The sequence below is a fragment of the Roseobacter cerffii genome, from assembly GCF_054226325.1.
The window spans coordinates 838563-863467 of the sequence record NZ_CM135757.1; the positions used below are offsets into that span (position 1 = coordinate 838563).

Annotated in this window: 26 protein-coding genes; 18 read left to right on the plus strand and 8 right to left on the minus strand. The window is 64.6% G+C overall.

Annotated elements, in window-relative coordinates:
* Window positions 1-59: 59 nt before the first annotated feature.
* The 5 genes from phnC (at window position 60) to ACVC7O_RS04180 (ending at window position 4703) form a co-directional block, all read left to right on the plus strand.
* Window positions 60-890, plus strand: a complete 831-nt coding sequence (phnC, locus tag ACVC7O_RS04160) for a phosphonate ABC transporter ATP-binding protein (RefSeq protein WP_458324826.1) — start codon at window positions 60-62, stop codon at window positions 888-890.
* Window positions 891-952: 62 nt separating this feature from the next.
* Window positions 953-1858, plus strand: coding sequence for a phosphonate ABC transporter substrate-binding protein (gene phnD, locus ACVC7O_RS04165; protein WP_458324827.1), 906 nt, complete (start codon window positions 953-955; stop codon window positions 1856-1858).
* Window positions 1859-1930: 72 nt separating this feature from the next.
* A complete protein-coding gene (phnE, locus tag ACVC7O_RS04170; protein ID WP_458324828.1) occupies window positions 1931-2800 on the plus strand; it encodes a phosphonate ABC transporter, permease protein PhnE in 870 nt (289 codons plus the stop codon).
* A complete protein-coding gene (phnE, locus tag ACVC7O_RS04175; protein ID WP_458324829.1) occupies window positions 2797-4092 on the plus strand; it encodes a phosphonate ABC transporter, permease protein PhnE in 1296 nt (431 codons plus the stop codon). The genes phnE (ACVC7O_RS04170) and phnE (ACVC7O_RS04175) overlap by 4 nt, the downstream gene beginning before the upstream one ends.
* 56 nt (window positions 4093-4148) lie before the next feature.
* Window positions 4149-4703 carry a chloramphenicol acetyltransferase gene (locus ACVC7O_RS04180; RefSeq protein WP_458326035.1) on the plus strand — a complete coding sequence of 185 codons (555 nt, stop codon included), beginning with the start codon at window positions 4149-4151 and terminating at the stop codon, window positions 4701-4703.
* A 3-nt stretch (window positions 4704-4706) separates the two neighbouring features.
* On the opposite strand, the gene ACVC7O_RS04185 is transcribed toward ACVC7O_RS04180, so the two are convergent.
* Both ACVC7O_RS04185 and phnF read right to left on the minus strand, forming a co-directional pair.
* Window positions 4707-5882 carry an alpha-D-ribose 1-methylphosphonate 5-triphosphate diphosphatase gene (locus tag ACVC7O_RS04185; RefSeq protein WP_458324830.1) on the minus strand — a complete coding sequence of 392 codons (1176 nt, stop codon included), beginning with the start codon at window positions 5880-5882 and terminating at the stop codon, window positions 4707-4709.
* Window positions 5883-5950: 68 nt separating this feature from the next.
* Window positions 5951-6682: a phosphonate metabolism transcriptional regulator PhnF gene (phnF, locus tag ACVC7O_RS04190; RefSeq protein ID WP_458324831.1), complete on the minus strand. Its 732-nt coding sequence runs from the start codon at window positions 6680-6682 to the stop codon at window positions 5951-5953.
* Between the two features lie 127 nt (window positions 6683-6809).
* Between phnF and phnG the strand changes: the two genes are divergently transcribed.
* Genes phnG through ACVC7O_RS04205 form a run of 3 tightly spaced genes read left to right on the plus strand, consistent with a single transcriptional unit; the run spans window position 6810 to window position 8871 of the window.
* Window positions 6810-7223 (plus strand): phosphonate C-P lyase system protein PhnG, encoded by a 414-nt coding sequence (gene phnG, locus ACVC7O_RS04195; RefSeq protein WP_458324832.1) that lies wholly within the window; start codon window positions 6810-6812, stop codon window positions 7221-7223.
* Window positions 7223-7786: a phosphonate C-P lyase system protein PhnH gene (gene phnH, locus ACVC7O_RS04200; protein ID WP_458324833.1), complete on the plus strand. Its 564-nt coding sequence runs from the start codon at window positions 7223-7225 to the stop codon at window positions 7784-7786. The genes phnG and phnH overlap by 1 nt, the downstream gene beginning before the upstream one ends.
* Window positions 7786-8871, plus strand: coding sequence for a carbon-phosphorus lyase complex subunit PhnI (locus ACVC7O_RS04205; RefSeq protein ID WP_458324834.1), 1086 nt, complete (start codon window positions 7786-7788; stop codon window positions 8869-8871). The genes phnH and ACVC7O_RS04205 overlap by 1 nt, the downstream gene beginning before the upstream one ends.
* 2 nt (window positions 8872-8873) lie before the next feature.
* On the opposite strand, the gene ACVC7O_RS04210 is transcribed toward ACVC7O_RS04205, so the two are convergent.
* On the minus strand, window positions 8874-9059 hold the full coding sequence (locus ACVC7O_RS04210; RefSeq protein WP_458324835.1) for a hypothetical protein: 186 nt from the start codon (window positions 9057-9059) through the stop codon (window positions 8874-8876).
* A 68-nt stretch (window positions 9060-9127) separates the two neighbouring features.
* On the opposite strand from ACVC7O_RS04210, the gene ACVC7O_RS04215 reads away from it, so the two are divergent.
* Genes ACVC7O_RS04215 through phnN form a run of 4 tightly spaced genes read left to right on the plus strand, consistent with a single transcriptional unit; the run spans window position 9128 to window position 12000 of the window.
* Window positions 9128-9982 (plus strand): alpha-D-ribose 1-methylphosphonate 5-phosphate C-P-lyase PhnJ, encoded by an 855-nt coding sequence (locus tag ACVC7O_RS04215; protein ID WP_458324836.1) that lies wholly within the window; start codon window positions 9128-9130, stop codon window positions 9980-9982.
* Window positions 9979-10770, plus strand: coding sequence for a phosphonate C-P lyase system protein PhnK (gene phnK / locus ACVC7O_RS04220; protein ID WP_458324837.1), 792 nt, complete (start codon window positions 9979-9981; stop codon window positions 10768-10770). The genes ACVC7O_RS04215 and phnK overlap by 4 nt, the downstream gene beginning before the upstream one ends.
* A gap of 7 nt (window positions 10771-10777) precedes the next feature.
* Window positions 10778-11458, plus strand: coding sequence for a phosphonate C-P lyase system protein PhnL (phnL, locus tag ACVC7O_RS04225; protein WP_458324838.1), 681 nt, complete (start codon window positions 10778-10780; stop codon window positions 11456-11458).
* Complete coding sequence (gene phnN / locus ACVC7O_RS04230) at window positions 11458-12000, plus strand: phosphonate metabolism protein/1,5-bisphosphokinase (PRPP-forming) PhnN (RefSeq protein ID WP_458324839.1); 543 nt, start codon at window positions 11458-11460, stop codon at window positions 11998-12000. The genes phnL and phnN overlap by 1 nt, the downstream gene beginning before the upstream one ends.
* Here the strand turns inward: phnN and ACVC7O_RS04235 are convergent.
* Window positions 11979-12644: a DUF1045 domain-containing protein gene (locus tag ACVC7O_RS04235; RefSeq protein ID WP_458324840.1), complete on the minus strand. Its 666-nt coding sequence runs from the start codon at window positions 12642-12644 to the stop codon at window positions 11979-11981. The two genes, phnN and ACVC7O_RS04235, sit on opposite strands and share 22 nt — an antisense overlap.
* 53 nt (window positions 12645-12697) lie before the next feature.
* Between ACVC7O_RS04235 and ACVC7O_RS04240 the strand changes: the two genes are divergently transcribed.
* Window positions 12698-13843, plus strand: a complete 1146-nt coding sequence (locus ACVC7O_RS04240) for an alpha-D-ribose 1-methylphosphonate 5-triphosphate diphosphatase (protein WP_458324841.1) — start codon at window positions 12698-12700, stop codon at window positions 13841-13843.
* A 64-nt stretch (window positions 13844-13907) separates the two neighbouring features.
* Entirely contained in the window at window positions 13908-14870 is a 963-nt protein-coding gene (locus ACVC7O_RS04245; RefSeq protein ID WP_458324842.1) for an NADPH:quinone oxidoreductase family protein, read from the plus strand.
* Window positions 14871-15167: 297 nt separating this feature from the next.
* Here ACVC7O_RS04245 and ACVC7O_RS04250 read toward each other — a convergent pair whose 3' ends face one another.
* From ACVC7O_RS04250 to ACVC7O_RS04265, 4 genes are all read right to left on the minus strand, one after another.
* Entirely contained in the window at window positions 15168-15560 is a 393-nt protein-coding gene (locus ACVC7O_RS04250) for a carboxymuconolactone decarboxylase family protein (protein ID WP_458324843.1), read from the minus strand.
* Window positions 15561-15563: 3 nt separating this feature from the next.
* Window positions 15564-17009, minus strand: coding sequence for an aldehyde dehydrogenase family protein (locus ACVC7O_RS04255; RefSeq protein WP_458324844.1), 1446 nt, complete (start codon window positions 17007-17009; stop codon window positions 15564-15566).
* 105 nt (window positions 17010-17114) lie between these two features.
* The gene (locus ACVC7O_RS04260; RefSeq protein WP_458324845.1) at window positions 17115-18194 is read right to left on the minus strand and encodes an aromatic ring-hydroxylating oxygenase subunit alpha; all 1080 of its coding nucleotides are present in this window, start codon (window positions 18192-18194) and stop codon (window positions 17115-17117) included.
* The gene (locus ACVC7O_RS04265) at window positions 18191-19078 is read right to left on the minus strand and encodes a MurR/RpiR family transcriptional regulator (protein ID WP_458324846.1); all 888 of its coding nucleotides are present in this window, start codon (window positions 19076-19078) and stop codon (window positions 18191-18193) included. Before ACVC7O_RS04265 ends, ACVC7O_RS04260 begins: the two co-directional genes overlap by 4 nt.
* A gap of 123 nt (window positions 19079-19201) precedes the next feature.
* Between ACVC7O_RS04265 and ACVC7O_RS04270 the strand changes: the two genes are divergently transcribed.
* From ACVC7O_RS04270 to ACVC7O_RS04285, 4 genes are read left to right on the plus strand one after another with little or no spacing between them, the layout of a single operon-like run.
* A complete protein-coding gene (locus tag ACVC7O_RS04270) occupies window positions 19202-21598 on the plus strand; it encodes an FAD-dependent oxidoreductase (RefSeq protein WP_458326036.1) in 2397 nt (798 codons plus the stop codon).
* Window positions 21595-22701 carry an alcohol dehydrogenase family protein gene (locus tag ACVC7O_RS04275; RefSeq protein WP_458324847.1) on the plus strand — a complete coding sequence of 369 codons (1107 nt, stop codon included), beginning with the start codon at window positions 21595-21597 and terminating at the stop codon, window positions 22699-22701. The genes ACVC7O_RS04270 and ACVC7O_RS04275 overlap by 4 nt, the downstream gene beginning before the upstream one ends.
* Window positions 22698-23804: a mandelate racemase/muconate lactonizing enzyme family protein gene (locus ACVC7O_RS04280; RefSeq protein WP_458324848.1), complete on the plus strand. Its 1107-nt coding sequence runs from the start codon at window positions 22698-22700 to the stop codon at window positions 23802-23804. The genes ACVC7O_RS04275 and ACVC7O_RS04280 overlap by 4 nt, the downstream gene beginning before the upstream one ends.
* On the plus strand, window positions 23801-24904 hold the full coding sequence (locus ACVC7O_RS04285) for a mandelate racemase/muconate lactonizing enzyme family protein (protein ID WP_458324849.1): 1104 nt from the start codon (window positions 23801-23803) through the stop codon (window positions 24902-24904). The genes ACVC7O_RS04280 and ACVC7O_RS04285 overlap by 4 nt, the downstream gene beginning before the upstream one ends.
* The last annotated feature ends 1 nt before the right edge of the window (window position 24905 follow it).

Below are 24905 nucleotides of genomic sequence, written 5' to 3' on the forward strand. Positions count from 1 at the left end.
ATTTTGTCACAGTCGGTTCATGAGCACTCCGTAAGCAGCCCCCAACGTCGGGGGATACGATGCTGACAATAACAGATCTGACCAAAGAGTTCGGACAGAATACGGCAGTTAAAGCCGCCAATATTGAAGTCTCAAAACCGTCGATGATCGGGATCATCGGGCGGTCCGGGGCGGGCAAGTCCACGCTCTTGCGCATGATCAACCGCCTGACGGATGTCACCAGTGGGCGGATCGTTTTCGACGGGCGCGAGGTGACGGCGCTGCGCGGCGCGGCCAAGCGCGCGTGGCAGTCCGAATGCGCGATGATCTTCCAGCAATTCAACCTCGTGCTGCGCATGGATGTGGTGTCGAACGTTTTGCACGGAACGCTGAACCGCCGGTCGACCTTTGCGACGATGTTCAACCTGTTTCCAGATGCGGATATCGAACAGGCCATCGCCATTCTGGATCGGCTAGGCATCGCCGAACATGCGGCGAAACGGGCAGAGGACCTCTCCGGCGGGCAGCAGCAGCGCGTGGCGATTGCCCGGGCGCTGATGCAAGACCCCAAAATCATCCTTGCGGACGAGCCCATTGCATCGCTTGATCCGATGAACGCCCAGGTCGTGATGCGCGCGCTGCGTCGCATTCACGAAGAAGACGGGCGCACCGTCATCGCCAACCTGCACACGCTCGATACCGCGCGGCGCTACTGCGACCGCGTGATCGGGATGCGCGACGGGCGCATCGTGTTTGATGGCACGCCGGAGCAGCTGAGCACCGCAGCCGCCCGCGACATCTATGGCGCCGATGCGGATTTCTCCGAAAGCGCGACCTCGACCGAGATCGAACAGCTCGACCGGTCTGACGCTGACGAAGCCGCCCGGCTTCGCGCGCTCGCCGACGTTTAACCTTTCCTTTTTCACAGCCGCGTCTTTGGGAGGGGCGGCGCAAACCAAGAGAGACTTGACCCATGAAAAAACTGATCTGCGCCCTCGTGGCCACAACGGCCCTGACCTCCACGGGCTTTGCCGAAGGCATCACGGAATTCCGCATTGGCATCCTAGGCGGTGAGAACGCTCAGGACCGTCTGAACGCGCATGAGTGCCTGAAGGAATACACTGAAGAAGCCCTTGGCGTGCCGGTCAAGATCTTCACGCCCGCTGACTACAATGGCGTGATCCAGGGCCTGCTGGGTGGCACCATGGACTATGCTTGGCTGGGGGCGTCCTCTTATGCAGCGGTCCACATTCAGGACCCGGAAGCGGTGGAAGCGGTGCTGGTCAAGATCAACCTTGACGGCTCCTATGGCTATCACTCCATCGGGTTTGCCCGCAAGGACAGCGGCATCACCTCGCTGGAAGACCTGCAGGGCAAGGTCTTTGGCTTCGGTGATCCGAACTCGACCTCCGGCTACCTGATCCCCTCCATCGAGATCCCGCAGGAAGGTGACGAGATCACCATGAACTCCGGCGACTACTTCGGTGAAGTGAAATTCACCGGCGGTCACGAGCAGACCGTTCTGGCGGTCGTGAACGGTGACATCGACGGTGGCGTGACCTGGGCCGACGGCCAGGGCAACTGGGAAGACGGCTACAACTCCGGTCAGCTGCGCAAGATGGTCGACAATGGTCTGATCGACATGAACGACCTGGTGGAAATCTGGCGCTCCAAGCCGATCCCGGAAGGCCCTATCGTGCTGCGCAGCGCCCTGCCTGAGGACGTGAAGGCGACGATGACGACGCTGATCGACAATATGTACGAAACCGATCCCGAGTGCGCCTACAACATCTCGGCCGGTGAAAGCCTGGGCTTCGATCCGATCACGCATGAGGCCTACGTGTCCATCGTCGAAGCGCGCAAAGCCAAAGCCAACTGATCCAAGACTTTTCATGACGACAAAGCGGGCCTTTCTTCCGAGGGCCCGCTTTATTCGATGCGGGGGGCGCGAATGGCGGATACAACGGTTCAGGCAGGTGGCCTGTCGGACATGCAGGCAGGCTATGCCCGGCTGATCCGCACCCGCCGCATGTGGAATGGCGCGATGCTCGCTCTGTTTGTCGCGCTGCTGGTCGCAGGCTTCATGACCGCAGATGCGCGCAATGCCGGTGGGTTCTGGAACGGTATCGACAATATCTTCGACTTCCCGGCAGAGGTCGTGGCCGAAGCCTGGGAAAAGTCGCACCTGCTGCCCGGCCATCTGATCAAGTATCTGCCGTCGCTTCTGGAGACGATCAACATCGCCGCCGCGGCCACGCTTCTGGGCGTGATCGCCGGCACGATCCTGTCGCTGCTGTCGACGCGCGGGCTGGCCCGCTGGCCGTCGCTCGTGGGTGTCTTTCGCAGGACCAGTGACATCCTCCGCGCAATCCCGGAGATCGTGATCGCGCTGGTGCTGATCTTCATGCTGGGCGTAGGACCAGTACCCGCGATGATCGCCATCGCGCTGCATTCCGCCGGCGCGATTGGCAAACTCTTCTCCGAGGTGAATGAAAACGCGTCACTCAAACCGGTGGAAGGCCTCGCCTCGGTTGGCGCCAACTGGTCCCAGCGCATGATGCTGGGCGTGGTGCCGCAGGTCGCACCGAACTACCTCAGCTATGCGCTCTTGCGGTTCGAGATCAACATCCGCGCCTCCGCCATCCTCGGCTTCGTGGGCGCAGGCGGTATCGGCTATGACCTGAAAAACACCATGAGCTGGGGGCAGGGCAAGTTCGACGAGGCGGCAGCCATCTTCATCCTGCTGTTCGGCGCCATCGTGTTCTTCGACCAACTGTCCTCTTACGCCCGCCACAAACTTGTAGAAGGGGGCAGATCATGAGCGACACAGCCATTCTTTCCGACGCGCGTCGTCTGCTCCGGCGCAAGCGGCTGGTCGCCGCTGCGATCCCTACGATCATTCTGGGCTATCTCGTCTACACATTCTTTGCCTTTGGCACGCCGGAGATGATCCGCAAGGCCGACCCGGAGAACGCCCGCATCCTGATTTCGGACAGCTACAGCTACAAGACCCACGTCACCCGTGACAATCGGGACGGCGAGGTCGATGTTGCCATCGAGGGCGACCGCAAGGGCCGCTATGCGCCTGGCACGTCGCCGTCGTGGGTTGCGTTGGGCGAGACCACCCGGATTGATCTGGACGACGGCCATGTTGTTTTCTTCGGGCCGGAAGAGATCCGGTACGACATTCCCGGCTACGGGCTTGTCACCGCACGCCCCGGGCGCACTGGTGTCAATGCAACACTGCCCGATGGCGATGTGCCGGAGTGGATCAGCGCGTCGAAAAATCGGCTGGCGATCACCACCGATGCGGGGCGCTTGACGATCACCCGGAACCGCACCGAGGTCTTCCGATATTTCACCGGCTGGGAGCTGTTCTTCTTCACGCTCGACAGCCCCTATCACGGGATTAGCCCGGGCGAGGTCTTGAAACGCGCAACATCGGGTGAGGCGAGCGCGATCTGGCACGACTTCTGGACCAACCGGATGTGGCGGCACGGTGACGTGGCGTGGGCCATCTTCGAGACCATTCTGATGGCGTTCCTCGGGACCATCGGTGGCGCGATCATCGCCTTGCCGCTGGCGTTCTTGGCGGCGCGCAACTTTACCCCGCTGGGGGCCGCGCGCTTCGCCGCCCGCAGGCTCTTTGACTTCGTGCGCGGGGTCGATGGGCTGATCTGGACGGTGATCCTCAGCCGCGCGTTTGGCCCGGGTCCTCTGACGGGTGCGCTGGCCATGTTGATCACCGACGCGGGCACCTTTGGCAAGATATTCTCCGAAGCGCTGGAGAACGTGGATGACAAGCAGATCGAGGGCATTCGTTCGACCGGAGCGAAGCCCATGCAGCGCTATCGCTTTGGTGTGATCCCGCAGATCACGCCGATCCTGCTCAGCCAGATCCTCTACTTCCTCGAGTCCAACGTCCGCTCCGCTACAGTGATCGGTGCCATCACGGGCGGGGGCATCGGGCTCTTGCTCACCCAGGCGATCATCACCCAGAAGGACTGGGAAGAGGTGACCTATTACATCATTCTGATCGTCCTGATGGTCATGCTGATGGACACGGTCTCGGGCTGGCTGCGGCGTCGTCTGATCCACGGGAAACCGGCGTGAAACTGAGTGCTTCCGAGCCGACAATCCACCCCGACTGCGAGATCACTGAGGTGGAGATGGGTCGCTATGTGGAGATCGGGCGGGGCAGCCGGATCGCTCATGCGAGCCTTGGAGACTATTCCTACTGCGACCGTGTTTGTGACATTGCCAACGCCAGCATTGGCAAGTTCGCCAACATTGCGAGTTTTGTCCGGATCGGCGCTACGGACCATCCGCTCGACCGCGCCTCGCTGCATCATTTCATGTACCGCTCCTCGGACTATTGGGACGACGCCGAGCACGATGCCGCGTGGTTCACCAAACGCCGGGCGCGGCGCGCGGTGATCGGGCATGACACCTGGATTGGTCACAACGCGCAGATCAAGCCCGAAGTCGAGATCGGCCATGGCGCTGTTGTGGCCGCGGGCGCGGTGGTGACGAAATCTGTCGCACCCTACACCATCGTTGCGGGGCTGCCCGCAAAACCGCTGCGCCGTCGTCAGCCCGATGCAATTGCCGAGCGGCTGATCGCCTTGGCTTGGTGGGACTGGGATCATGCACAGATCCGCGATGCGCTGGAGGACTTCCGCAGGCTGCCCGCCGAGGCCTTTCTCGAAAAATACGAGACCTGATGCCTACTCGGCGGCCTGTGCCAGTGGGGCCACACCTGACATGAATCGCTGCCCCGTCTCGCCGCTCAGATGCGCGAGGCGCCCCGCAGAGATCGTCGCTGTGACGCGATGGGTTTCCTGATCTACGACAATCAAATCCGCGCGCTTTCCAGGTGCCAGCGTGCCCCGGTCAGACAAGCCCATCACCCGCGCCGGGCGGCTGGAGATCAACGCCCAGGCCTCCGCCAGAGGCAAGGTTCCAGCGGTTACCAGCGCAAAGGCCGCCTGCGCCAGCGAGGGGTAGTGATAGTCGGAGACCAGCACATCGCAGAGCCCCGCCTTGATCAGCTCCAATGCGGCGACGTTCCCGGATTGCGAGCCGCCGCGCACCACATTCGGCGCGCCCATCAGGATCGGGTTTTCAAGGCTGCGCGCCGCGCGCGCTGCCGCCTGGCTCGTCGGAAACTCGCAGATCTTTGCGCCGATTTCGTTATAGTAGCACCGCGTCTCCGCCGACCCGTCGTCGTGGCTGCCGTAGCGCAGACCCTGCGCGTCAAAGAAGGCGGCCAGGTTGCAGAGGTATCGCGGCACCCGCGGCGCCTGCAGGAAGGCCTCATCGACAACGGCCATGTGTTCATCCGGCGTCCGCTTGGCCTTCTTTGCCCACCCCAGGATTTCTTCCGGGTTGGAGCGTGCCATTTGCCGCGCCTCAGGCAGATGGTTGTTGAAGACCGCATAGTCCACGCCATGGATGGCGATCGCGTCCTTCAACTGCTCCAGCGTCTCAACGGTGTGCGTTTCGATGCGAAGCTGCACCCGCAAATCCGTCATTGCCTGAGGCCGGTATGTGGCCAGCGCATCCAGCAGGCGCAGCGTGAACTCCGGACCCCGCAGCCCGCCTTCCCAGGACCAGCTCTGCGCCATCCAGGCGGTGGTGACCCCGTGGGCGGCGGCTTCGCAATCGGTTGCCCGCAGCGCCTGGTCGAGGGGGAAGACGGCAGAGGGGCGCGGGGCCACCTGCCGCTCGAAGGCATCGCCATGCAGATCGATGATCCCGGGCAGGACGTAATTGCCGCGCAGATCGACCGGATGCCCGGCCTCTTCGGTAATCTTGCCGTCCCGGATCGACAGGGGCGCGTCCGTCAGCCCCGCAGGCCCGAGAACCATCGCGCCATTCAGCGTGAGAGGGGGGAGTGTCATCGGAAATTCGCTGCTCTGAGAATCGTTTTCACGATCCATGGCAGAAAAGCACAACAGCTGTGTGACAGCTAGTCTGGTGTGTCGAGGGTCAGCGTCACCCGGTCGCCGACAAACCACGTGCGGCCGTATTCCACCGGTGTGCCCTCCAGGTCTGCATTCACTCCGACCGAGCGCATGATCGGGCCGCCTTCTTCGATGCGCAGAAGGCCCGCTTGTGTCGCCGTGGCCCGCTTGGCGGTCAGCCGGGTCCAGATGCGCGTATAGTCGGTCACCCCATGTGCGCGCATGGCAGCGGTGACGGAGGAGCGGCGCTCCAATTGCTCAGGCAGCGTGGCAAAGCGATCCGCTGGAAAGATGCTTTGAAACAGCGCAATCGGCATCCCGTCAGCCAGTGACAGGCCTTCGTAGCAATGCACCATTGCGTGCGGCGGCAAGGCCAACGCCTCGGCCTCTGTCCCCGTCGCGCGGCGCGTTACGACGCTCAGCACCTCCTTGGCAGGGGTGCGGCCCGCTGCTGTGATGTTTTGGTGAAACCGGACCCGCTTGCCGATGGGGTAGTCGGTGGGTGTGCTGGTCACGAACACACCCGCACCCCTGCGCGCGACGATCAACCCCTGCGACGCCATATACGACAGCGCATGGCGCACAGTGTGCCGGTTGACGCCAAAACGTTGCGACAGCGCGGCCTCGGTCGGCAGCTTGTCTCCGGTGGTATAAATCCCTTCAGCGATCTCGCTGCTCAGCGTGGCGCTGATGGCGCGCCAGACAGGGGTCTTCTTGGTCTGATGGGGCGTCGTCATGAAATCTTCACAAGGCTTGGGATTGCGACACGTAGCGTTTCGCGATATATTTGTATAGTTGTATATTAAATGTGGAGAGTTGTCTAGGATGACGGCGTCCGTTCAAATATCGGATCGGCAGGCTTGGATGAGCTTGCTGGCCAAAGCCCCGGCCGACCGACTTGCAGATCTCTGGGACGCTGCTGGCTTTGTGCCTGAGCACAGCTTTCTGCGCGCCCCCGAGCAGGGTGCGGTCATGGTGCAGGGCCGGGCCGGCGCGACCGGCGCGCCCTTCAACCTCGGCGAGATGACGGTCACGCGCTGTGCAACCAAGCTCGCCTGCGGGACCGTGGGGCACGGCTATGTCCAGGGTCGCGACAAGCCAAAGGCAGTGACAGCTGCGCTGGTGGACGCCCTGATGCAGACCGATGCAGCGCCTGCGGTGCGTCGCATCATCCTGACGCCCTTGGCCGAAGAAGCGGACGCAGCGGCCCGGCAGAAAGCCGCGAAAGCGGCGGCGACAAAGGTCGAGTTCTTCACGCTGGTTCGGGGGGAAGATTGATGCAGGTGCAGACACTGACGGGCGGGTTTGAAAATGCCCCCCACCAATCCGCAGCGGCGTTTCGGGGCGCGATGCGGGCCATGGCGATGCCCGGGCGCATCGAGGCCCTCTCCGGCGCTGTTGGCCCCGCGCCGCTATCGGAGGCCGCGGCGACCTTGCTGCTGACTGTGTGCGACCCGGAGACTCCCGTTTGCCTCACAGGTGATCATGACACCCCGGCGATCCGGGAGTGGATCACATTTCATACCGGCGCCCCATTTGTAGAGGCGCGCGGGGCCATGTTTGCGCTTGGTACATGGGCGGCGCTCGCCCCGCATGACGCCTATGCAATTGGCACTGCGGAATACCCCGACCGGGCCGCCACACTGATCGTCGAGATGCCGGACCTTTCGACCGAGGGTGCGCGGCTGACCGGGCCGGGCATCGAAACCGAAACGCAGCTCTCTGTGCCCGACCCAGCGTTTTCGCAAGCCAATGCGCGGCTCTATCCGCTTGGCGTGGATATGTTTCTCACCCACGGCAGCCGCATCGCCGCGCTGCCCCGAACCACACAGGTGCGCTGATGTATGTTGCTGTGAAAGGGGGCGAGCGGGCGATTGACAACGCCCACGCCCTGCTGGCGGAAAAGCGGCGTGGCGATGTCTCTGTTGCCGAACTCAGCGTCGCGCAAATCCGCGAGCAATTGAGCCTCGCGGTGAACCGGGTGATGGCTGAAGGCTCGCTCTACGACCCTGACCTGGCGGCACTTGCGATCAAGCAGGCGCAGGGCGATCTGATCGAAGCCATTTTCCTGATCCGTGCTTACCGGACAACGCTGCCGCGGTTCGGCGGGTCCACACCCATCGACACAGGCGAGATGGCATGTGCGCGCCGCGTCTCGGCCACCTTCAAGGATGCGCCGGGGGGGCAGGTGCTCGGGCCGACCTTCGATTACACGCACCGCCTGCTGGACTTCAAACTGATGGCCGATGGCGAGGTGCCGGAGGCAGCCGTGGCCGAGCCCCGCACTGACCCCACGCCGCATATTACCGAGTTTCTCAACAGCGAGGGTCTGATCCAGGACGAGGTGCCGAGCGACGAGATGCCCGCGGACCTCACGCGTGAACCATTGGAGTTGCCCGCGCAACGCCCGTTGCGCCTGCAGTCTCTGACCCGGGGCGACGAGGGGTTCATCCTCGGCATGGCCTATTCCACGCAGCGCGGCTATGCGCGCAACCACGCGTTTGTGGGCGAGCTGCGCATCGGCACTGTGCCGGTCGAGATGGACATCCCCGAACTGGGCTTTGCCATCGAGATTGGCGAGATCGAAGTCAGCGAATGCGAGACCGTGAATCAGTTCAAAGGCTCAAAGACCGAGCCGCCGCAGTTCACCCGCGGCTATGGGCTGGTCTTTGGACAGTCCGAACGCAAGGCGATTTCCATGGCGCTGGTCGACCGGGCGCTGCGTTGGAAGGAGCTGGGCGAAGATGACGTGGGTGCCCCAGCCCAGGATGAGGAATTCGTCCTCTATCACGCGGATAACATCCAGGCGACGGGCTTTCTGGAGCACATCAAGCTGCCCCACTACGTCGATTTTCAGGCCGAGTTGGAACTGGTGCGCAAGATGCGCGCCGAAGCGGAGAGCCCCATGCAGGAGGCCGCCGAATGATCTCAGTCGCCCCCATCCCCGCCACAGTCGTCGGCCCCGCTGCCGTCGGACATGGTCGGACCATCATCCACAAAGTCAAAAGTGTTTTCGCACCAATACGCAAACCCGCTGTCGGGCCAGAAGATAATTACGGCGGATCGCAGCAGCAAAAGCGCAAGAAGACCGCCAATCACAAGCGTTACAATCATTTCTCCGTCCATGCGGTCACCTCCGGTATGGCTCGACGGGCAGTGTCGCGCCCAAAGGAGGCGGCAATATGACCGACTATAACTTCGCCTATCTCGACGAGCAGACCAAGCGCATGATCCGCCGTGCGATCCTGAAAGGGCTGGCCGTGCCCGGGTATCAGGTGCCCTTTGCCAGCCGCGAGATGCCGATGCCCTATGGGTGGGGCACCGGTGGCGTGCAGGTCTCGGCCGCGATCATGACGCCGGAGGACACCTTCAAGGTGATCGACCAGGGCTCGGATGATACGACGAATGCGGTCTCTATCCGGCGGTTCTTTGAACGGACAGCAGGCGTTGCGGTGACCGAAGCGACGACCGAGGCAAGCGTGGTCCAGACGCGCCACCGCATCCCCGAGACGCCGCTGAGCGAAGATCAGATCCTCGTTTATCAGGTCCCGATCCCCGAGCCCTTGCGGTTCATGGAACCCTCAGAGATCGAGACCCGCAAGATGCACAGCCTCGAGGAATACGGGCTGGTGCATGTGAAACTCTACGAGGATATCAGCCAGCACGGGGCCATTGCGACGTCATATGCCTACCCGGTGATGGTCGAGGACCGCTACGTGATGGACCCATCGCCGATCCCCAAATTCGACAACCCGAAGCTGGAAAGCCCGGCGATCCAGCTTTTCGGGGCGGGGCGCGAACAGCGTATCTATGCGGTGCCGCCTTACACCAAGGTGGTGAGCCTCGATTTTGACGATCACCCCTTCGAGGCGAGCAAGGCGGAGGGTGACTGTGCGCTCTGCGGAGCCGGTGACAGCTATCTTGACGAGGTGATCATGGACGACGCGGGCACGCGTATGTTTGTCTGCTCCGACACCGATTATTGCGCCAGCCGCCGCGCGGACGGGCACATCGGCACGGAAGGGGTGGCGGCATGAAGGACCTGGTACACACCGCTGACGTGCTGCTCTCCGTGCGCCGGCTGTCGAAGTTCTATGGCGCGCGGATCGGCTGCAAGGATGTGAGCTTCGACCTCTACCCCGGCGAGGTCATGGGCATCGTCGGCGAAAGCGGATCAGGCAAATCGACCCTTCTGAATTGCATGGCAGGCCACCTCGTACCGGATGCGGGCGAGGTTCAGTTTTCAACACGCGAGGACGGTTTGCGCGATACGCTGCAGGTGTCCGAGCCCGAGCGGCGCATGTTGGGCCGCACCGACTGGGCCTTCGTGCACCAGCACGCGCGCGACGGGCTGCGCATGAATGTCTCTGCGGGTGGCAACGTCGGCGAGCGGTTGATGGCCGTGGGCGCGCGGCATTATGGCGACATACGGGGCAGTGCGATTGACTGGCTCGGCCGGGTTGAGATTGCGGAAGACCGCATTGACGACCGGCCCACGGCTTTCTCGGGCGGCATGCAGCAGCGTCTGCAGATCGCGCGCAATCTGATCACCGGGCCACGGCTGGTGTTCATGGATGAGCCGACGGGGGGGCTCGATGTCTCGGTGCAGGCGCGGCTGCTAGACCTGCTGCGCGGACTGGTGCGCGAGATGGGCCTGTCTGCGATCATCGTCACGCACGATCTTGCGGTGGTGCGCTTGTTGGCGGATCGGTTGATGGTGATGAAGGACGGGCATGTGGTGGAAAGCGGGCTCACCGATCAGGTGCTGGACGATCCACAGCACGGCTATACGCAGCTGCTCGTTGCGTCGGTATTGCAGGTGTGAGGGCGTCATGATCGCAGTCAAAAACGTTTCAAAACAGTTCGTTCTGCACAATCAGGGCGCTGCGGTGATCCCGGTGATGCAGGGTGCGGATTTGGCGGTGCAGCCCGGCGAATGCGTCGCGCTCACCGGCAGCTCCGGTGCGGGCAAATCGACGCTGATGCGCATGGTCTATGGCAACTATCTTGCGGATGCGGGACAGATCGTCGTCGACGGCGTCGATCTTGTCACCGCCGCGCCGCGGGACATTCTGGCCTTGCGGCGCCAGTCGCTGGGCTATGTGAGCCAGTTTCTGCGGGTGGTCCCGAGGGTACCGACGCTGGATGTGGTCGCCGAACCGCTTTTGCAGTTGAAAGTGGAGCGGGATGCGGCACTGGCGCGGGCTGAACAGCTGCTACGTCAGCTCAACATCCCCGAGCGCCTCTGGCCGCTCAGCCCCACCACATTCTCCGGCGGTGAGCAGCAGCGGGTGAATATCGCGCGCGGCTTCGCGCATGAATATCCTGCTCTGCTGCTGGATGAGCCGACCGCCAGCCTCGATCCGGTGAACCGCGCCGTGGTGCTGTCGCTGATCGAGGAGGCGAAGGCGCGCGGGGCTGCGATCCTGGGGATTTTCCATGACGCGGAGGCGCGGGCACAGGTTTGTGACCGCAGCGTCGATGTCTCCGGTTTCGCGCCGAGGGCGGCCTGATGGCGGGGCGCCTCATCGCGGTTGTGGGCCCGTCCGGTGTCGGGAAGGACACTGTGATGGACGCGCTCTGCCAGGCGCGGCCCGATCTGCATCGGGTCAAACGGGTGATCACGCGGCCCACCGACTCGGGCGGGGAAGACTTCTTTGGTGTTGATCGCGCGGAGTTTGAGCGCCGGAAGTCTGCGGGAGAGTTTGCGCTGTCCTGGGGGGCGCATGATCTGCAATACGGGATTCCGCGCGATGTCAGTGAGGTTCTGGCCTCAGGGCAAGACGCGCTTGTGAACCTGTCGCGCGGCGTGCTGCAGGAGGCCAATGACGTCTTTCCCAAGGTCAAAACCATCTGGCTGACAGCCGCGCCGGAGGTGCTTGCCAAGCGCCTCGCTGGACGCGCGCGCGAGACCGCCGAGGCCATCGCAAAGCGGTTGTCGCGGGAGGGTGCAGACCTCCCGGAGGGGCTCGACATCACACAGGTGCGCAATGACCGCCCGCTGGGGGACACCCTTGCCGAGATCGAGGCGCTCTACTTTCCGGTGAGGGTATAGCGTTGAATTTCCTCGAACATATCGCCATCCCGCTCACCGACCAACGTGAGGCTGTCGATGACGAACGGGCGGGGTGGCACGTCGCCGAAATGCGCATTGGCATCCGCCATCACCTTGCCAGTCAGGCCACGTGGCAAGGGGCCGGTGAGCGTCATGTGAAATTTGAACGCCTCCATCACATAGGGATAGCCCCAGCGCGCGAGGTTCTCCTCTTGCAGGGGCGTCAGGTTCGATTGGCGGCGGCGCGCGACTTCGGCTTCTGTCTGCGGCGCCCGGAACGGGTCGAGGTCCTTGACGACCGAGGCGGCCAGCTCGGCCAGATCACGGACATCTCCGGTGGGCGTCAACGCAATGAACGAGCCGATCTGCGACAGCGTCAAACCGTCCAGCGCGACGGGCGCGAGGCGGGTGCTCAGATTGGTCACAGCGTCTTGCAGACCCTCGAACCGCGTGCCCTCTGTCAAACGAAAGGGCGGCTTGATCGTCCCGTGAAAGCCATATTTTCGGGGTCGCTTGGTCACGCCATCATCGGGCGTGCCCACTGGAGTACCCGTCGCGATGTCCCAACCGAGCCACGCCGCGCCGGCTTCGGCGAAAGCGCCTGGCCGAGGCGTGAAATAGACCCCGTATCGCGTATAGCTCATGCGTGTATGTCCCTCTCACTGCTCACAGTTTTTCAAGTCAGGTTAACATGCCCATGACATCCCGGACCATCTTCGCCAATGCCAAAATTGTCCTGCCGGACGAGGTGATCGAAGGGGGCGTGACCATCACGGATGGCAAGATCACAGCCATCGACACGGGCACGACCACGGCGGCGGATACTATCAACTGCGAAGGAGATTACCTTTCTCCGGGTTTGATCGAACTGCATACGGACAACCTCGAGCGGCACATGCAGCCGCGGCCAAAGGTCGACTGGCCTCATGACGCGGCCATCGTCGCCCATGACGCCGAGCTTGCAAGTGTTGGTGTCACAACGGTTTTTGATGCGATCCGCGTGGGTTCGATAGTCGATGACACGCCCAGCCGCTTTCCGCGATACGCGCGCAAACTGGCGGATGAGATCGAGGCGATGCGCCAGCGCGGAGCCCTGCGGATCAGCCACCATCTGCATTTGCGCGCCGAGGTCTGTTCCGAAACGCTGCCAGAGGAGCTGGATGAATTCGGGCCCAATGACCGGGTGGGGATCGTGTCGCTGATGGATCACACGCCGGGGCAGCGGCAGTTCCGCAACATGGCCCAGTTCGAGGCCTATGTGCGGGGCAAACGGGGCCTGAGTGCCGAGGAGTTCGAGGCGCATGTGATCCGCTTGACGGAGCTGCGCGCGCGGCTTGGCGACAGGCATGAGACCGCGACGGTGGCCGCCGCCCGCCGCTATGGCGCGACGCTGGCGAGCCATGACGATACCACGTCGGACCAGGTGCAGGCCTCGGCTGCGCATGGGGTGAGCGTGGCCGAGTTTCCCACCACCACGGAGGCTGCAACTGCTTGTCGTGACAAGGAAATCCAGATCATCATGGGCGCGCCCAACCTGGTGCGGGGTGGATCCCATTCGGGCAATGTGGCGGCGCGGGAACTGGCCGAGCATGATCTGCTCGATATCCTGTCATCGGATTATGTGCCCGCCGCGCTGCTGAAAGGGGCGGTGCAGCTGGGTGAGGTCTGGGGCGACATGGCGCGCGGCCTTGCCACGGTCACGGCGAACCCGGCCGCAGGCAGCCATCTTGCCGACCGGGGGCGGATCGAGACGGGGCTGCGGGCCGACCTCATCCGGTTTCGGGTGCTGGGCGAGGCGCCGATTGTGCGCGGCGTCTGGTCGAACGGGACCCGCGTCAGCTAGCATTCCGCTTGCACATCCCTGCGCGCTCTGGCCTGATCTGCGCGAGCAGATGAGAGGTCAGATCATGCGCGCAATGCAAGTCACCGAACTCGGTCAACCGCTGAGCCTGCGGGATGTTTCAACACCCGAACCGGGGCCGGGGCAGGTGCAGGTCAAGGTGCATACCTGCGGGCTGAACTTCGGAGATTTGCTTGTCATCAAAGGCACTTACCAGGAAAAGCCCGAGCTGCCCGCGACCATTGGGATGGAGCTGTGCGGCACCATCACGGCGCTGGGCGAGGGGGTGACGGGCTTTGCCAAAGGACAGCGGGTGGCGGCCTATTGCGGCTTTGGCGCGCTGGCCGAATACGCGGCGATCCCGGCGGAGGTCTGCGTGCCGATCCCGGATGAGATGACCGCGGAGGATGCCGCCGCCTTCCTGATCACCTATGGCACCAGCCACGTGGCGCTGGATTACAAGGCGCATCTGCAGCCGGGCGAGCGGCTGTTGGTGCTCGGTGCCTCGGGTGGCGTTGGGCTGACGGCGGTGGAGCTGGGCAAGCTGATGGGCGCGGAGGTGATCGCGGTGGCGCGGGGCGCGGCCAAGCTGGAGGTCGCAAAATCCATGGGGGCCGATCACCTGATCGATTCCGAGACGGGAGATATTCGCAGCCTTGTCAAAGACTTGGGTGGCGCGGATGTGGTTTACGATCCCATCGGCGGGGAGCAGTTCAAAGCGGCGCTTCGGGCCTGCAACCCCGAGGCGCGGCTCATTCCCCTGGGCTTTGCGAGCGGCGAGGTGCCGCAGATCCCGGCGAACCATCTGCTGGTCAAGAACCTCACGGTGATCGGGTTCTACTGGGGCGGCTACACGCGGGTGAACCCAAAGGTGCTGACCGACAGCTTCAAGGTGCTGACCGCGTGGTACGTGCAAGGCAAGATCAAGCCGCATGTGAGTCACGTGCTGCCGCTGGAAGAGGCCAACGCGGCGCTGGACCTGCTGCGCACCCGGACGGCCACCGGCAAGGTGGTTGTTAAGGTCGATTAACGCGGCGGGCGCGCAACGGGTTTTGCCGTGTTTTCCAGCCGCCGCCACTTGGGGCGGGTTAACGTCGGTTTTCAGGTCGATCAGGCTGTCGGTTTTACGTCGGTATCACGTCGGTATTTTGTCGGTGTTTCGCACCGACGTGGTGGGGTTAAGCCTGCGCACGGTCGGGTTTCTGAAGGTGCGGTGACCGCAGCGCGCGGTGGGTCAGGTGCCGAGGGTCGGGGGGGGCTTTGCGGTGGCTGAGGGGCCAGGTGGGAGACCTCGGTGGGCGCCCCGCGCGTCAGGCCAGACGCGCGTTCAGCCGCTAGCCGCGCCGTCTTCCAGCACGCTGCGGGCCACGCGAAAGCATTCCAGAGCCTGCGGCACGCCGCAGTAGATGCCGATCACATGGATGATGGCCCGGATCTCCTCGGGCGAGACGCCGTTGTTGATCGCCCCACGGCAATGGATCTCCCATTCGCGCATCTTGCCCAAGGCGCCGATCATCGAGAGGTTCATCATCGACCGGGTCTTGGCGTCGATGACATCATCGCCCCAGCCAAAGCCCCAGCACCAGGCGGTCATCGCCTCCTGGAACGGGCGCGTGAAGTCATCGGCGGCGGCGAGGTTCTGTTCGACATAGGCGGCACCCAGCGTCGCCTTACGCTGTTCCAGCCCCTTGAGGAAAAGGTCCTCGTCGAATGTGCTCATGGCTTACCCTTTCAGTCTGATCGCGATGTTCTTTGTCTGAACGTAGTTCCACAGGGCCTCGCGCCCTTTCTCGCGGCCATAGCCTGATTTGCCATAGCCGCCGAACGGTGTTTCGACGCCGCCTGCGTACCATTCGTTGACGAAGACCTGGCCTGCGCGCAGGTGCCGGGCGGCGTGGGTCGCGCGGTCGAGATCGCGGGTGAAGACGCCGCCGACCAGGCCGTAGGGCGTGCTATTGGCGATGCGCAGGGCCTCGGCGTCAGACGAGAATTTCAGAACCGAGAGGACGGGACCGAAGACCTCTTCAGTGGCGATGGGCATGTCGGGGGTGACATCGGTGAGGATCGTGGGTTCGAGAAAGGCGCCGGGGATGTTGAGCGTATGGCCGCCGGTGGCGATGCAGGCACCGTCGTCCTGTGCCTCGGCGATCATCGCGGCGGCGCGGTCGCGTTGGGCGTCCGAGACCATCGCGCCCATGGTTGCGCCAAACTCCGGCTGCTCGATCCCGGGTTTGACGGTGAGCGACCGGGCGACGCCCACCATGCGGTCGACCAGCGCGTCATGCAGGCTGTCGTGCACGATCACCCGGCTCATCGCCGAGCAGACCTGCCCGGCGTTGAAGTAGATGCCCCAGCGGACGTCCTGTTCGAAGGCGGCGAGATCGGCGTCGTCATGCACGATGGCGGCGGATTTTCCGCCCAGCTCCAACACGCAGGGCACCACATTCCGGGCGGCGGCGGTCGCGATTGCCACGCCGGTCTGCACCGATCCGGTGAAGACGATCTGGTTCACCTGGGGGTGGGCGGAGAGCGCGGCACCGGCTTCCTCGCCTCGCCCGCAGAGGATGTTCACGGCCCCGTCGGGCAGGCCCGCCGCTTCGGCGGCGCGGGCGATCCAGGCGCAGCTGAGCGGGGTCAGTTCGGGTGTCTTGATCACGCAGGCATTGCCCGTGGCAAGCGCCGCCGAGAGCGAACGGGCCGTCATCTCGACGGGGTAGTTCCAGGGAATGATCTGGGCCGAGACGCCGATGGGCTCGTAGGTGGTGAAATCGAAATAGTGCTTGCCGAGGGGGATCGAGCGGCCCTCGACCGTTTCGGCCTGATTGCCGTAGTATTCGAAGTAACGCGCGGCGCCCTCGATCTCGATGCGGGCTTCCCACAGCGGTTTGCCCTGTTCGAGCGTCAGAACCAGCGCGATCTCGTCGATATGCGCCAGCAGGTAGCGCCCCATCGCCTGCACCATGCGCCCGCGCACGACCGGCCTGAGATCGGAGAGGGCGCCGGACTGGTGCACGCGCTGCGCGGCCATCACGGCGCAGTGCACATCGGCGGCATCGGCAAGCGCGTGTTCCGCGAGTTTCTTGCCCGCCCCCGGATCGATCACGTCGATCCGGCCGCCGCCGCCATCGACCCAGGCGCCGTCGATGTAGTTTTGCCAGTAGGATTTCATGCAGGTCTGACCTGATCGGCGACGGCATGGGCGGCCCAGGGTGCGCGTGCCGGCTGGCGGAGGTGCCTGCGGTCGGGCGCGCCCGGAGGCGGCATCGCCGCTGGCTCAGCCATCGATTGCGTCCCGCATCCAGCGCTGCAGGTGCATCACCGGGTGTTCGGAGTTCACGCCACCGGCGGGGTCAACCACCAGCGGGCCGGGGGTGTAGCCACGCGAGCGCAGCCCGCGCTGAACGGATTCGACCAGGACGATGTCCTCTTCCACCGTTGTGGCGCGGTCTTGTGCGGCCAGTTGCCGGACCTTGAGGTCGTCCTCGCCACCCACTGAGTACCAGCCGCGCCAGACAACCACGTGGTCCGCATCGACCGCGCGCCAGTGGTAGGTGTTGAGCACGTTGCCCGGGTAGACCTGGAACGAGAACATCGGCCAGAGGAACCAGCTGGAGTATTCATCGAAGTGGTCGAAGCCTGAGTGGATGTCATAGGTCATCGCGGCGAGGCTCTGGCATTCGGTGGTGTGGCGCAGGCATTTGCCCTGGGGCTGGATGTCGTAGGTTTCGGGTTTGACCACGCCATTGGCGAAGGTCGGATGGTTGAGCGCGCAGTGGTAGCATTCGGAGTAATTCTCGACCGAGACCTTCCAGTTGCAGGCTTCGGGGATCTCGACCCAGGTCAGCGGCTTGAGATCGGCCCAGTTCGGCACCCACTCCTCGAGCTCGGCGCGGGCGTTGGGGAACCAGTCGTCCATCGGGGCGGCGTCGGGGTCGAGGTTGACGAAGACAAAACCGAGGAATTCCTCGGCGCGCACCTCGGTGAGGCAGACGGTGGAGGCGTCGAAGCCCGGGACCGCCTTGATGTTCGGCGCGGCGCGCAGCTGGCCGGTGAGCTCGTAGGTCCAGGCGTGATAGGGGCAGACCACCACGCGGGTGGTGCCGGTGCCGCTGACCAGCTGGTGCGCGCGGTGCTGGCAGACGTTGTAGAACACGCGGATCTTGTCGTCGCGGCCCCGGATCGCGAAGAGGCTTTCGCCTGCAATCTCGAAGGTCGCATAATCGCCGGTCTGCGCAAGATCCGACGCGTGGCAGCCGAATTGCCAAGTCTGGGCCAAGAGGCCATCGGTCTCGAGCCGGAACACCTCGGGGTCCGTGTAGTAGCGCGCGGCGAGCGATCGGATCGGCGCGGTCATGTGTCGTCCCGGTGATAGAGGCCGAGCTCGTGGCGGCGTTTGTGAAAGGTCTCGACCCGTTCAACGACCTCATCGCTGGCGACGGCGATGACGAAGGAGAGCAGTGTCTCGAGCAGGGCGATGGTGCTGACCGAGGAGGGGAAGAACTGGGGCGTGTCGCAGGAGATGACGAACCCGTGGTCGGCGGCGCGGATGATCGGGCTGGCGGGGCTGTCAGAAATCGCGACTATGCGCATGCCCTGGGCGCGGGCGCGCTCCACCGCGTCGACCACCTCGGCCCGGTAGGGTTTGCAGGTGATCGCGATCAGCGCATCGTCGGTGTCGGCCCAGGCCAGATCGTCGATGGCGTTCGAGCCTGCGCGGGGGATCGCGTGAAAGCGCACCATGCCGGTGGAGGCGAGATAGGTGAAGTTCCGCGCGCTGGAATTGTTCACGCCAACGCCGAGGGTGAAGATGTTGTCCGAGGCCCAGATCACCTCGGCCGCGGCCTTGAGGTCATCGGCGGTGATGCCCGCGAAGGTCTCTTCGACATTGCGCAGGGCGCCTTGCACCATATCGGCATAGAGCCCGCCCAGATCGCCGGATTTGCGGATGTCCTGCAGCCAGCGCGCCCGCTCGGGGAAATCGGCGGCGCCGCGCCGGATCGCCTCGCGGAAGGGCGCGCGGAAGTCCTCGTAGCCGTCAAAGCCCACTTGCCGCGCCATGCGCACGACGGTGTTGGGTTTGACGTTTGCGGCCTCGGCGATCTCGCGCACCGTCGACACGCCCACGTCGCGCGGGTTTTCCAGCACATAGGTCGCGGCCTTGCGGGCCTCGGGGGTCAGCTCTGCGAGCTCGCCGGCGAGCCGCTCCAGAATCGAATTTGATACATTTGTCCCATTCATGATTGACGATGGTACTTTTGTCCAATTAGCCTGTCGAGAGGAAAAGCGACTCAGAACAGGAAAACCGCCGTGGCAAACGAATTTCCAACCCAGGCCCGTGTCGTCATCGTTGGCGGCGGCGTCATGGGGGTCGGGCTGGCCTATCACCTGGGGCACGAAGGCTGGGGCGCTGACACCGTCCTGCTGGAGAAGGCCGAGCTGACGTCGGGCAGCACCTGGCATGCGGCGGGGCAGATCACCCATTCGACCTCGAGCTTTGGTCTGGGCAAATGCGTGGATTACAATATCGGGCTCTATGCGGGCGGGCTGGAGGCGGAGACGGGCCAGCCGGTGACATGGCACGGCTGTGGCTCCTTCCGGCTGGCGTATACCGAGGACGAGATGGACTGGCTGCGCCATACGCTGTCGGTGGGGCGGGCGCTGGGGTTCAACATCGAGCTGGTCGGCCCGGAGGAGGTCGCGAAGCTGCATCCCTTCTACAATCTCGAGGGCGTGCTCGGCGCGCTGCACACGCCCGATGACGGCCATGTGGACCCGACCAATGTGACCATGGCGATGGCGGCGGGTGCGCGGCAGAAGGGTGTGCGGATCATCCGGCAGTGTCGCGCGACGAACATCACCCAGATGCCCTCGGGCGACTGGCAGGTGGAGACCGAGCGGGGCACGATCACCTGTGAACATGTGGTCAACGCGGGCGGCACCTATGCGCGCCAGATGGGGGACTGGTCGGGCCTGCAATTGCCGATGACCTCGATGACGCACCATTATTTCGTGACCGAACCGGTGCCCGCCTTCGCCGAGCTGGAGAGGGAGCTGCCCGTCATTCGCGACGACAGGAAGGTCTCGGGCTACATCCGGATGGAGCAGCAGCGGGGCCTGATCGGGATCTACGAGAAAGAGGCCCCGAACTCGGTCTGGCACGATCATTGCCCCTGGGAGTATGAAAACTGGCTCTTTGATGCCGATTACGACCGGGTGATGCCCTACCTTGAGGAAGCGCTGGTGCGTATGCCGCTCTTTGCCGAGCTTGGCATTCAGCGCGAGGTGCATGGCGCGATCAGCCATCCGCCCGATGGCAACCCCTTGATCGGCCCGGCGCCCGGCGTGCGGAACTACTGGTGCTGTTGCGGTACGCAGATCGGCATCGGCTGGGGCCCGGGCCTCACGCGCGAACTGGCGCGATGGATGGTGCACGGGGCGGCGGATATCTCGATGCGCGAGTATGACCCGCGCCGCTTTGGCCGCTATGCCACGAAGGACTGGCAGGTGGTGAAGGCCGAGGAAGATTACTGCCTCCGGCACGAGATTCCCTTCCCGCATTTCAACCGGCTGGCGGGGCGCCCGGTCAAACCCTCGCCGCTGCATGATCTGCTCAAGTCCAAAGGTGCGGTGCATGAAGAGGTGTACGGCTTTGAACGCCCGCGCTTTTTTGCCAAGGGGATTGCACAGCAGGATCACTACTCCTTCAATCGCACGCCCGTGGACGACATGGTGGCCGCCGAGGTGGCCGCGGTGCGCGAGCGGGTCGGCCTGATGGATGTCACGGCCTTTACCAAGGTTATGGTCACAGGGCCGGGCGCCTATGCGCTGCTCGATCAGCTGACCGCAAACCGGATGCCGCAGAACATCGGCTCGATCAGCTTGACGCATATGCTCAATGGCGCGGGTCGGATCGAGCTGGAGACGACCATCGTGCGGATGGCCGAGGACCGGTTCTATCTGGTCTGTGCCGCCTTCTTCGAGCAGCGCCTGCTGGACCATCTGGAACAGCAACGCGCGGGCGAAGAGGTCACCATCTCGGCGATCTCCGAGGCGTGGTCGGCACTGGCGCTGAACGGACCACGGGCGCGCGATGTGCTCGCCGCCTGTACCGAGGCGGATCTGTCGAATGCTGGGTTCCGCTGGCTGTCGGCGCAGCAGATCACCGTGGCGGGGCACGACATCTGGGCCTTCCGCATGTCCTATGCGGGCGAGCTGGGCTGGGAATTCCACATGCCCAATGCGGCCTGCCGCGACGTCTATGCGGCCCTTTGGGCGGCGGGCGAGGCGCATGGCATTGCCGATTACGGCTCTTTCGCGATGAACGCGATGCGGATGGAAAAGGGCTTCAAAGGGGCCGGTGAGTTGACCAATGAGGTGACACTCGCCGAGGCGGATGTGTTGCGGTTTGCGCAGACGGACAAGGCGTATCTGGGGCGCGACGCGACGCTTTCCACCGATCTGCGCTGGGTCTGCGCCTATCTGGAGATCGCGCCCGACGGCACAGCCGATGGCCATGGCGGTGAGGCGGTGACGATGCAGGGCCGGGTGGTCGGCGCGACCGCCTCGGTGGCCTATGGCCCCACCGTCGGGAAGATCCTGGCCTTCGCCTATGTCGCCCCGGAGGCCGCCACACCGGGCACCGCGCTGGAGGTTGTCATCCACGGCGCGCCCCGCGCGGCCCGGGTGCTGGGCGCACCGGCCTATGACCCGGACAGCCTGCTGCCGCGGGCGGATGCGGCGCGGGAGGCGGCGGAATGAGCCTTCCAGACACAATGATGGCGATGGTGACCATGGGGCATGGCGATCTGGATCAGATGGTGTTGAAGACCGATTGGCCGCGCCCGGATCCGGCACCCGGCGAGGTGCTGATCCGGGTCGGGGCCTGCGGGCTGAACAACACCGATGTGAACACCCGCTCGGGCTGGTACTCCAAGACGGTGACCGATGCGACGACGGGGGGCGCCTTCGCGGAGGTCGGTGAGGACGATCCCGCCTGGGGCGGCTCGCCAATCAGCTTCCCGCGCATTCAGGGCGCCGATGTCTGCGGCGAGATCGTGGCCGTGGGAGCGGGCGTTGACCCGGCCCGGATCGGCGAACGGGTCATCACCGACAACTGGCTGCGCGATGCGGATGATCCCGAGGACATGACCAAGACGGGCTACTTCGGGTCGGAGCGTGACGGCGGGTTTGCCGAATACACCACGACGCCCGCGCGCAACGCGCTGGCGGTGCGGTCGGCGCTGTCGGATGCCGAACTGGCGACCTTCTCCTGCTCCTACTCGACCGCCGAGGGCATGCTGACCCGCGCGCAGGTGACAGGCCGCGACACGGTGCTGGTGCCGGGCGCGTCGGGGGGCGTGGGCGGCGCGCTGGTGCAGCTGGCCAAGCGCCGCGGCGCGCGGGTGATCGCCATGGCGTCCGAGGCGAAACACGCGGATGTGGCGGCCCTTGGCCCGGACCTGATCGTGCCGCGCGCGCCCGAGGACCTGCGCGCCGCACTTGGCGATGCGCAGATCACCGTGGTGGCGGATGTGGTGGGCGGGCCCTATTGGCCGACCCTGATCGACATTCTGGAACGAGGCGGGCGCTATACCTGTTCGGGCGCGATTGCGGGACCGATGGTCGAACTGGACCTGCGCACCTTCTACCTGCGGGACCTGACGTTCACAGGCTCCACCGTGATCCCGCCTGAGGTCATGCCGAACCTGATCCGCTATATCGAGACCGGCGAGATCAAACCCGCCCTGGCCGCGACCTATCCGCTGGCGCATCTGCGCGAGGCGCAGACCGCCTTCATCGCCAAGGCGCATACCGGGAACATCGTGGTCGTGCCGCGGGCGTCCGGAGACCGTGCCCCGTGAAGATCACCCGGATCTCTGTCTACCAGATCGATCTGCCGTTGGAGCATCCCTATTGGCTGTCCGGCGGGCGGCTGAAATTCGACGTGTTGGATGCGACGCTGGTCAAGGTGGAGACCGATGCAGGGGTCATCGGCTGGGGCGAGGGCACGCCCTGGGGGCACACCTATGTGCCCGCCCATGGGCCGGGTATCCGCGCAGGGCTAGAGACGATGGCGCCCGTCCTGCTGGGCCTTGATCCGCGCCGGGTGCTGGACGTCGAGCGGGCGATGGATCTGGCCCTGCCGGGGCATCTCTATGCCAAGAGCCCGGTGGATATGGCGTGCTGGGACATCGCCGGTCAGGCCGCGGGGCTGCCGATTGCCGATCTGATGGGCGGCGGGTCGCGGAGCCCCCGCGCCATTGCCTCCTCGGTCGGGGCCAAGACGGTGGAGGAGACGCGCGCGGTGATCGACCGCTATCGCCAGCGCGGCTATGTCGCCCATTCGGTCAAGATCGGCGGGGATGTCACGCGTGACATCGCCCGCATTCGCGATGTGGAGCGCCTCCGCCACGCGGATGAGATCGTGCTTTACGACGCCAACCGGAGCTGGTCGCGGCAGGAGGCGCTGCGGGTGATGGCGGCGACGGAAGACCTGCAGGTGATGTTCGAACAGCCCTGCGAAACGCTTGACGATATTGCCGCCATCGCCGGCAGGCACGCCGCGCCTGTTTCGGTCGACGAGGCGCTGGTCACCTTGCAGGATGCCACGCGCATTGCCCGCGATGGGCTGGCGGAGGTTTTCGGGATCAAGCTCAACCGGGTCGGTGGGCTGACCAAGGCGGCGCGCATCCGTGATGTGGCGCTGGCCCATGGCATCGACATGTTCGTGATGGCGACGGGCGGCACGGTTCTGGCGGATACCGAGGCGCTGCATCTGGCGGCGACGGTGCCCGATGCCAAGTGCCACGCGGTCTGGGCCTGTCAGGACATGATCACGGTCGATATCGCCGGGGGGCGCGGGCCGCGCAACATTGATGGCCATTTGCACCTGCCGGAGGCGCCGGGCCTCGGCGTGCATCCGGATGAGGAAACGCTCGGCCCGCCGGTGGCGGTCTACCCGTGAAGATCACCCGCATAACGCTCTGGGCGGTCGATCTGACCAGCCACGAGACCTATTACATGGCCGAGGGCAAGACCTGTGCCACGGTCAAGACGCATGTGCTGTCGCTGGAGACCGACACTGGCCTGACAGGCTGGGGCGAGGTCTGTCCGATCCCCCATTACCTGCCCGCCTTTGCCGATGGCGTGCCAAGCGCCATTGTCGAGATGGCGCCCGAAATCCTCGGCCTTGCGCCCACCGGGGTCGATGCGGCAATGCGCAGGCTGGACGGGGTGCTGCAAGGGCACAACCATGCGAAATCCATCGTGGATATGGCGCTTTGGGACCTTTTCGGGAAGGCCACGGGGCTGCCGCTCTACACGCTGCTCGGGGGGCGCACCCGGCGGGACATGCCGCTTTACCATTCCATCACCTGCGTGGCGCCGGACGAGATGGCCCGCATTGCGCGCGCGGCCTATGACACCGGCATCCGCCAGTTCCAGGTCAAGCTGGGGGCCGATGCGGAGTGGCAGGCGGACGCCGAACGCCTCGCCAAGGTGCGGGAGGCGGTGGGCGCGGGCCCGGTGGTCTATGGCGACTGGAACTGCGGCGCCACCAAGCTGCACGCAACGCGCACGGGCCGCGCGGTGGCGCATCTCGACGTGATGCTGGAGCAGCCCTGCAAGACGCTGGAGGCCTGTGCCGCGGTTCGGCAGGCGACCGGCCTGCCCATGAAGATCGACGAAGGGGTGCATGATCTGGCGTCGCTGATGCGCGCGCAGGAGCTTGGCGTGCTGGATGCTGTGGCGCTGAAGCTGTCGAAATTCGGCGGGCTCTCGGCGATGCGGCGCGCCCGCGACCTGACGGTGCATTTTGGCGCGGAGATTTGCGCGGAATGCACCTGGGGCTCTGACATTGTGACCGCCGCGTCGCTGCATTTCGCAGCCTCCACGCCGCAGGGCGCCCTGCTGAACACCTGCGATCTCTCCTCCTACGTCAGCCCGCGCATTGCACCTGATTGCCCGACCCGGGAGGCGGGGCGGATCGCACCCCCGGAGGGCCCGGGGTTGGGCGTGACCCCGGACCGTGCCACCCTCGGACACCCTATTCTGGAACTGGACTGAG

Bases quoted from the DNA above. Each gene is read 5' to 3' on its own strand.
- phnC (WP_458324826.1), top strand. From the start codon at position 60: ATGCTGACAATAACAGATCTGACCAAAGAGTTCGGACAGAATACGGCA.
- phnD (WP_458324827.1), top strand. From the start codon at position 953: ATGAAAAAACTGATCTGCGCCCTCGTGGCCACAACGGCCCTGACCTCC.
- phnE (WP_458324828.1), top strand. From the start codon at position 1,931: ATGGCGGATACAACGGTTCAGGCAGGTGGCCTGTCGGACATGCAGGCA.
- phnE (WP_458324829.1), top strand. From the start codon at position 2,797: ATGAGCGACACAGCCATTCTTTCCGACGCGCGTCGTCTGCTCCGGCGC.
- ACVC7O_RS04180 (WP_458326035.1), top strand. From the start codon at position 4,149: ATGGGTCGCTATGTGGAGATCGGGCGGGGCAGCCGGATCGCTCATGCG.
- ACVC7O_RS04185 (WP_458324830.1), bottom strand. From the start codon at position 5,882: ATGACACTCCCCCCTCTCACGCTGAATGGCGCGATGGTTCTCGGGCCT.
- phnF (WP_458324831.1), bottom strand. From the start codon at position 6,682: ATGACGACGCCCCATCAGACCAAGAAGACCCCTGTCTGGCGCGCCATC.
- phnG (WP_458324832.1), top strand. From the start codon at position 6,810: ATGAGCTTGCTGGCCAAAGCCCCGGCCGACCGACTTGCAGATCTCTGG.
- phnH (WP_458324833.1), top strand. From the start codon at position 7,223: ATGCAGGTGCAGACACTGACGGGCGGGTTTGAAAATGCCCCCCACCAA.
- ACVC7O_RS04205 (WP_458324834.1), top strand. From the start codon at position 7,786: ATGTATGTTGCTGTGAAAGGGGGCGAGCGGGCGATTGACAACGCCCAC.
- ACVC7O_RS04210 (WP_458324835.1), bottom strand. From the start codon at position 9,059: ATGATTGTAACGCTTGTGATTGGCGGTCTTCTTGCGCTTTTGCTGCTG.
- ACVC7O_RS04215 (WP_458324836.1), top strand. From the start codon at position 9,128: ATGACCGACTATAACTTCGCCTATCTCGACGAGCAGACCAAGCGCATG.
- phnK (WP_458324837.1), top strand. From the start codon at position 9,979: ATGAAGGACCTGGTACACACCGCTGACGTGCTGCTCTCCGTGCGCCGG.
- phnL (WP_458324838.1), top strand. From the start codon at position 10,778: ATGATCGCAGTCAAAAACGTTTCAAAACAGTTCGTTCTGCACAATCAG.
- phnN (WP_458324839.1), top strand. From the start codon at position 11,458: ATGGCGGGGCGCCTCATCGCGGTTGTGGGCCCGTCCGGTGTCGGGAAG.
- ACVC7O_RS04235 (WP_458324840.1), bottom strand. From the start codon at position 12,644: ATGAGCTATACGCGATACGGGGTCTATTTCACGCCTCGGCCAGGCGCT.
- ACVC7O_RS04240 (WP_458324841.1), top strand. From the start codon at position 12,698: ATGACATCCCGGACCATCTTCGCCAATGCCAAAATTGTCCTGCCGGAC.
- ACVC7O_RS04245 (WP_458324842.1), top strand. From the start codon at position 13,908: ATGCGCGCAATGCAAGTCACCGAACTCGGTCAACCGCTGAGCCTGCGG.
- ACVC7O_RS04250 (WP_458324843.1), bottom strand. From the start codon at position 15,560: ATGAGCACATTCGACGAGGACCTTTTCCTCAAGGGGCTGGAACAGCGT.
- ACVC7O_RS04255 (WP_458324844.1), bottom strand. From the start codon at position 17,009: ATGAAATCCTACTGGCAAAACTACATCGACGGCGCCTGGGTCGATGGC.
- ACVC7O_RS04260 (WP_458324845.1), bottom strand. From the start codon at position 18,194: ATGACCGCGCCGATCCGATCGCTCGCCGCGCGCTACTACACGGACCCC.
- ACVC7O_RS04265 (WP_458324846.1), bottom strand. From the start codon at position 19,078: ATGAATGGGACAAATGTATCAAATTCGATTCTGGAGCGGCTCGCCGGC.
- ACVC7O_RS04270 (WP_458326036.1), top strand. From the start codon at position 19,202: ATGGGGGTCGGGCTGGCCTATCACCTGGGGCACGAAGGCTGGGGCGCT.
- ACVC7O_RS04275 (WP_458324847.1), top strand. From the start codon at position 21,595: ATGAGCCTTCCAGACACAATGATGGCGATGGTGACCATGGGGCATGGC.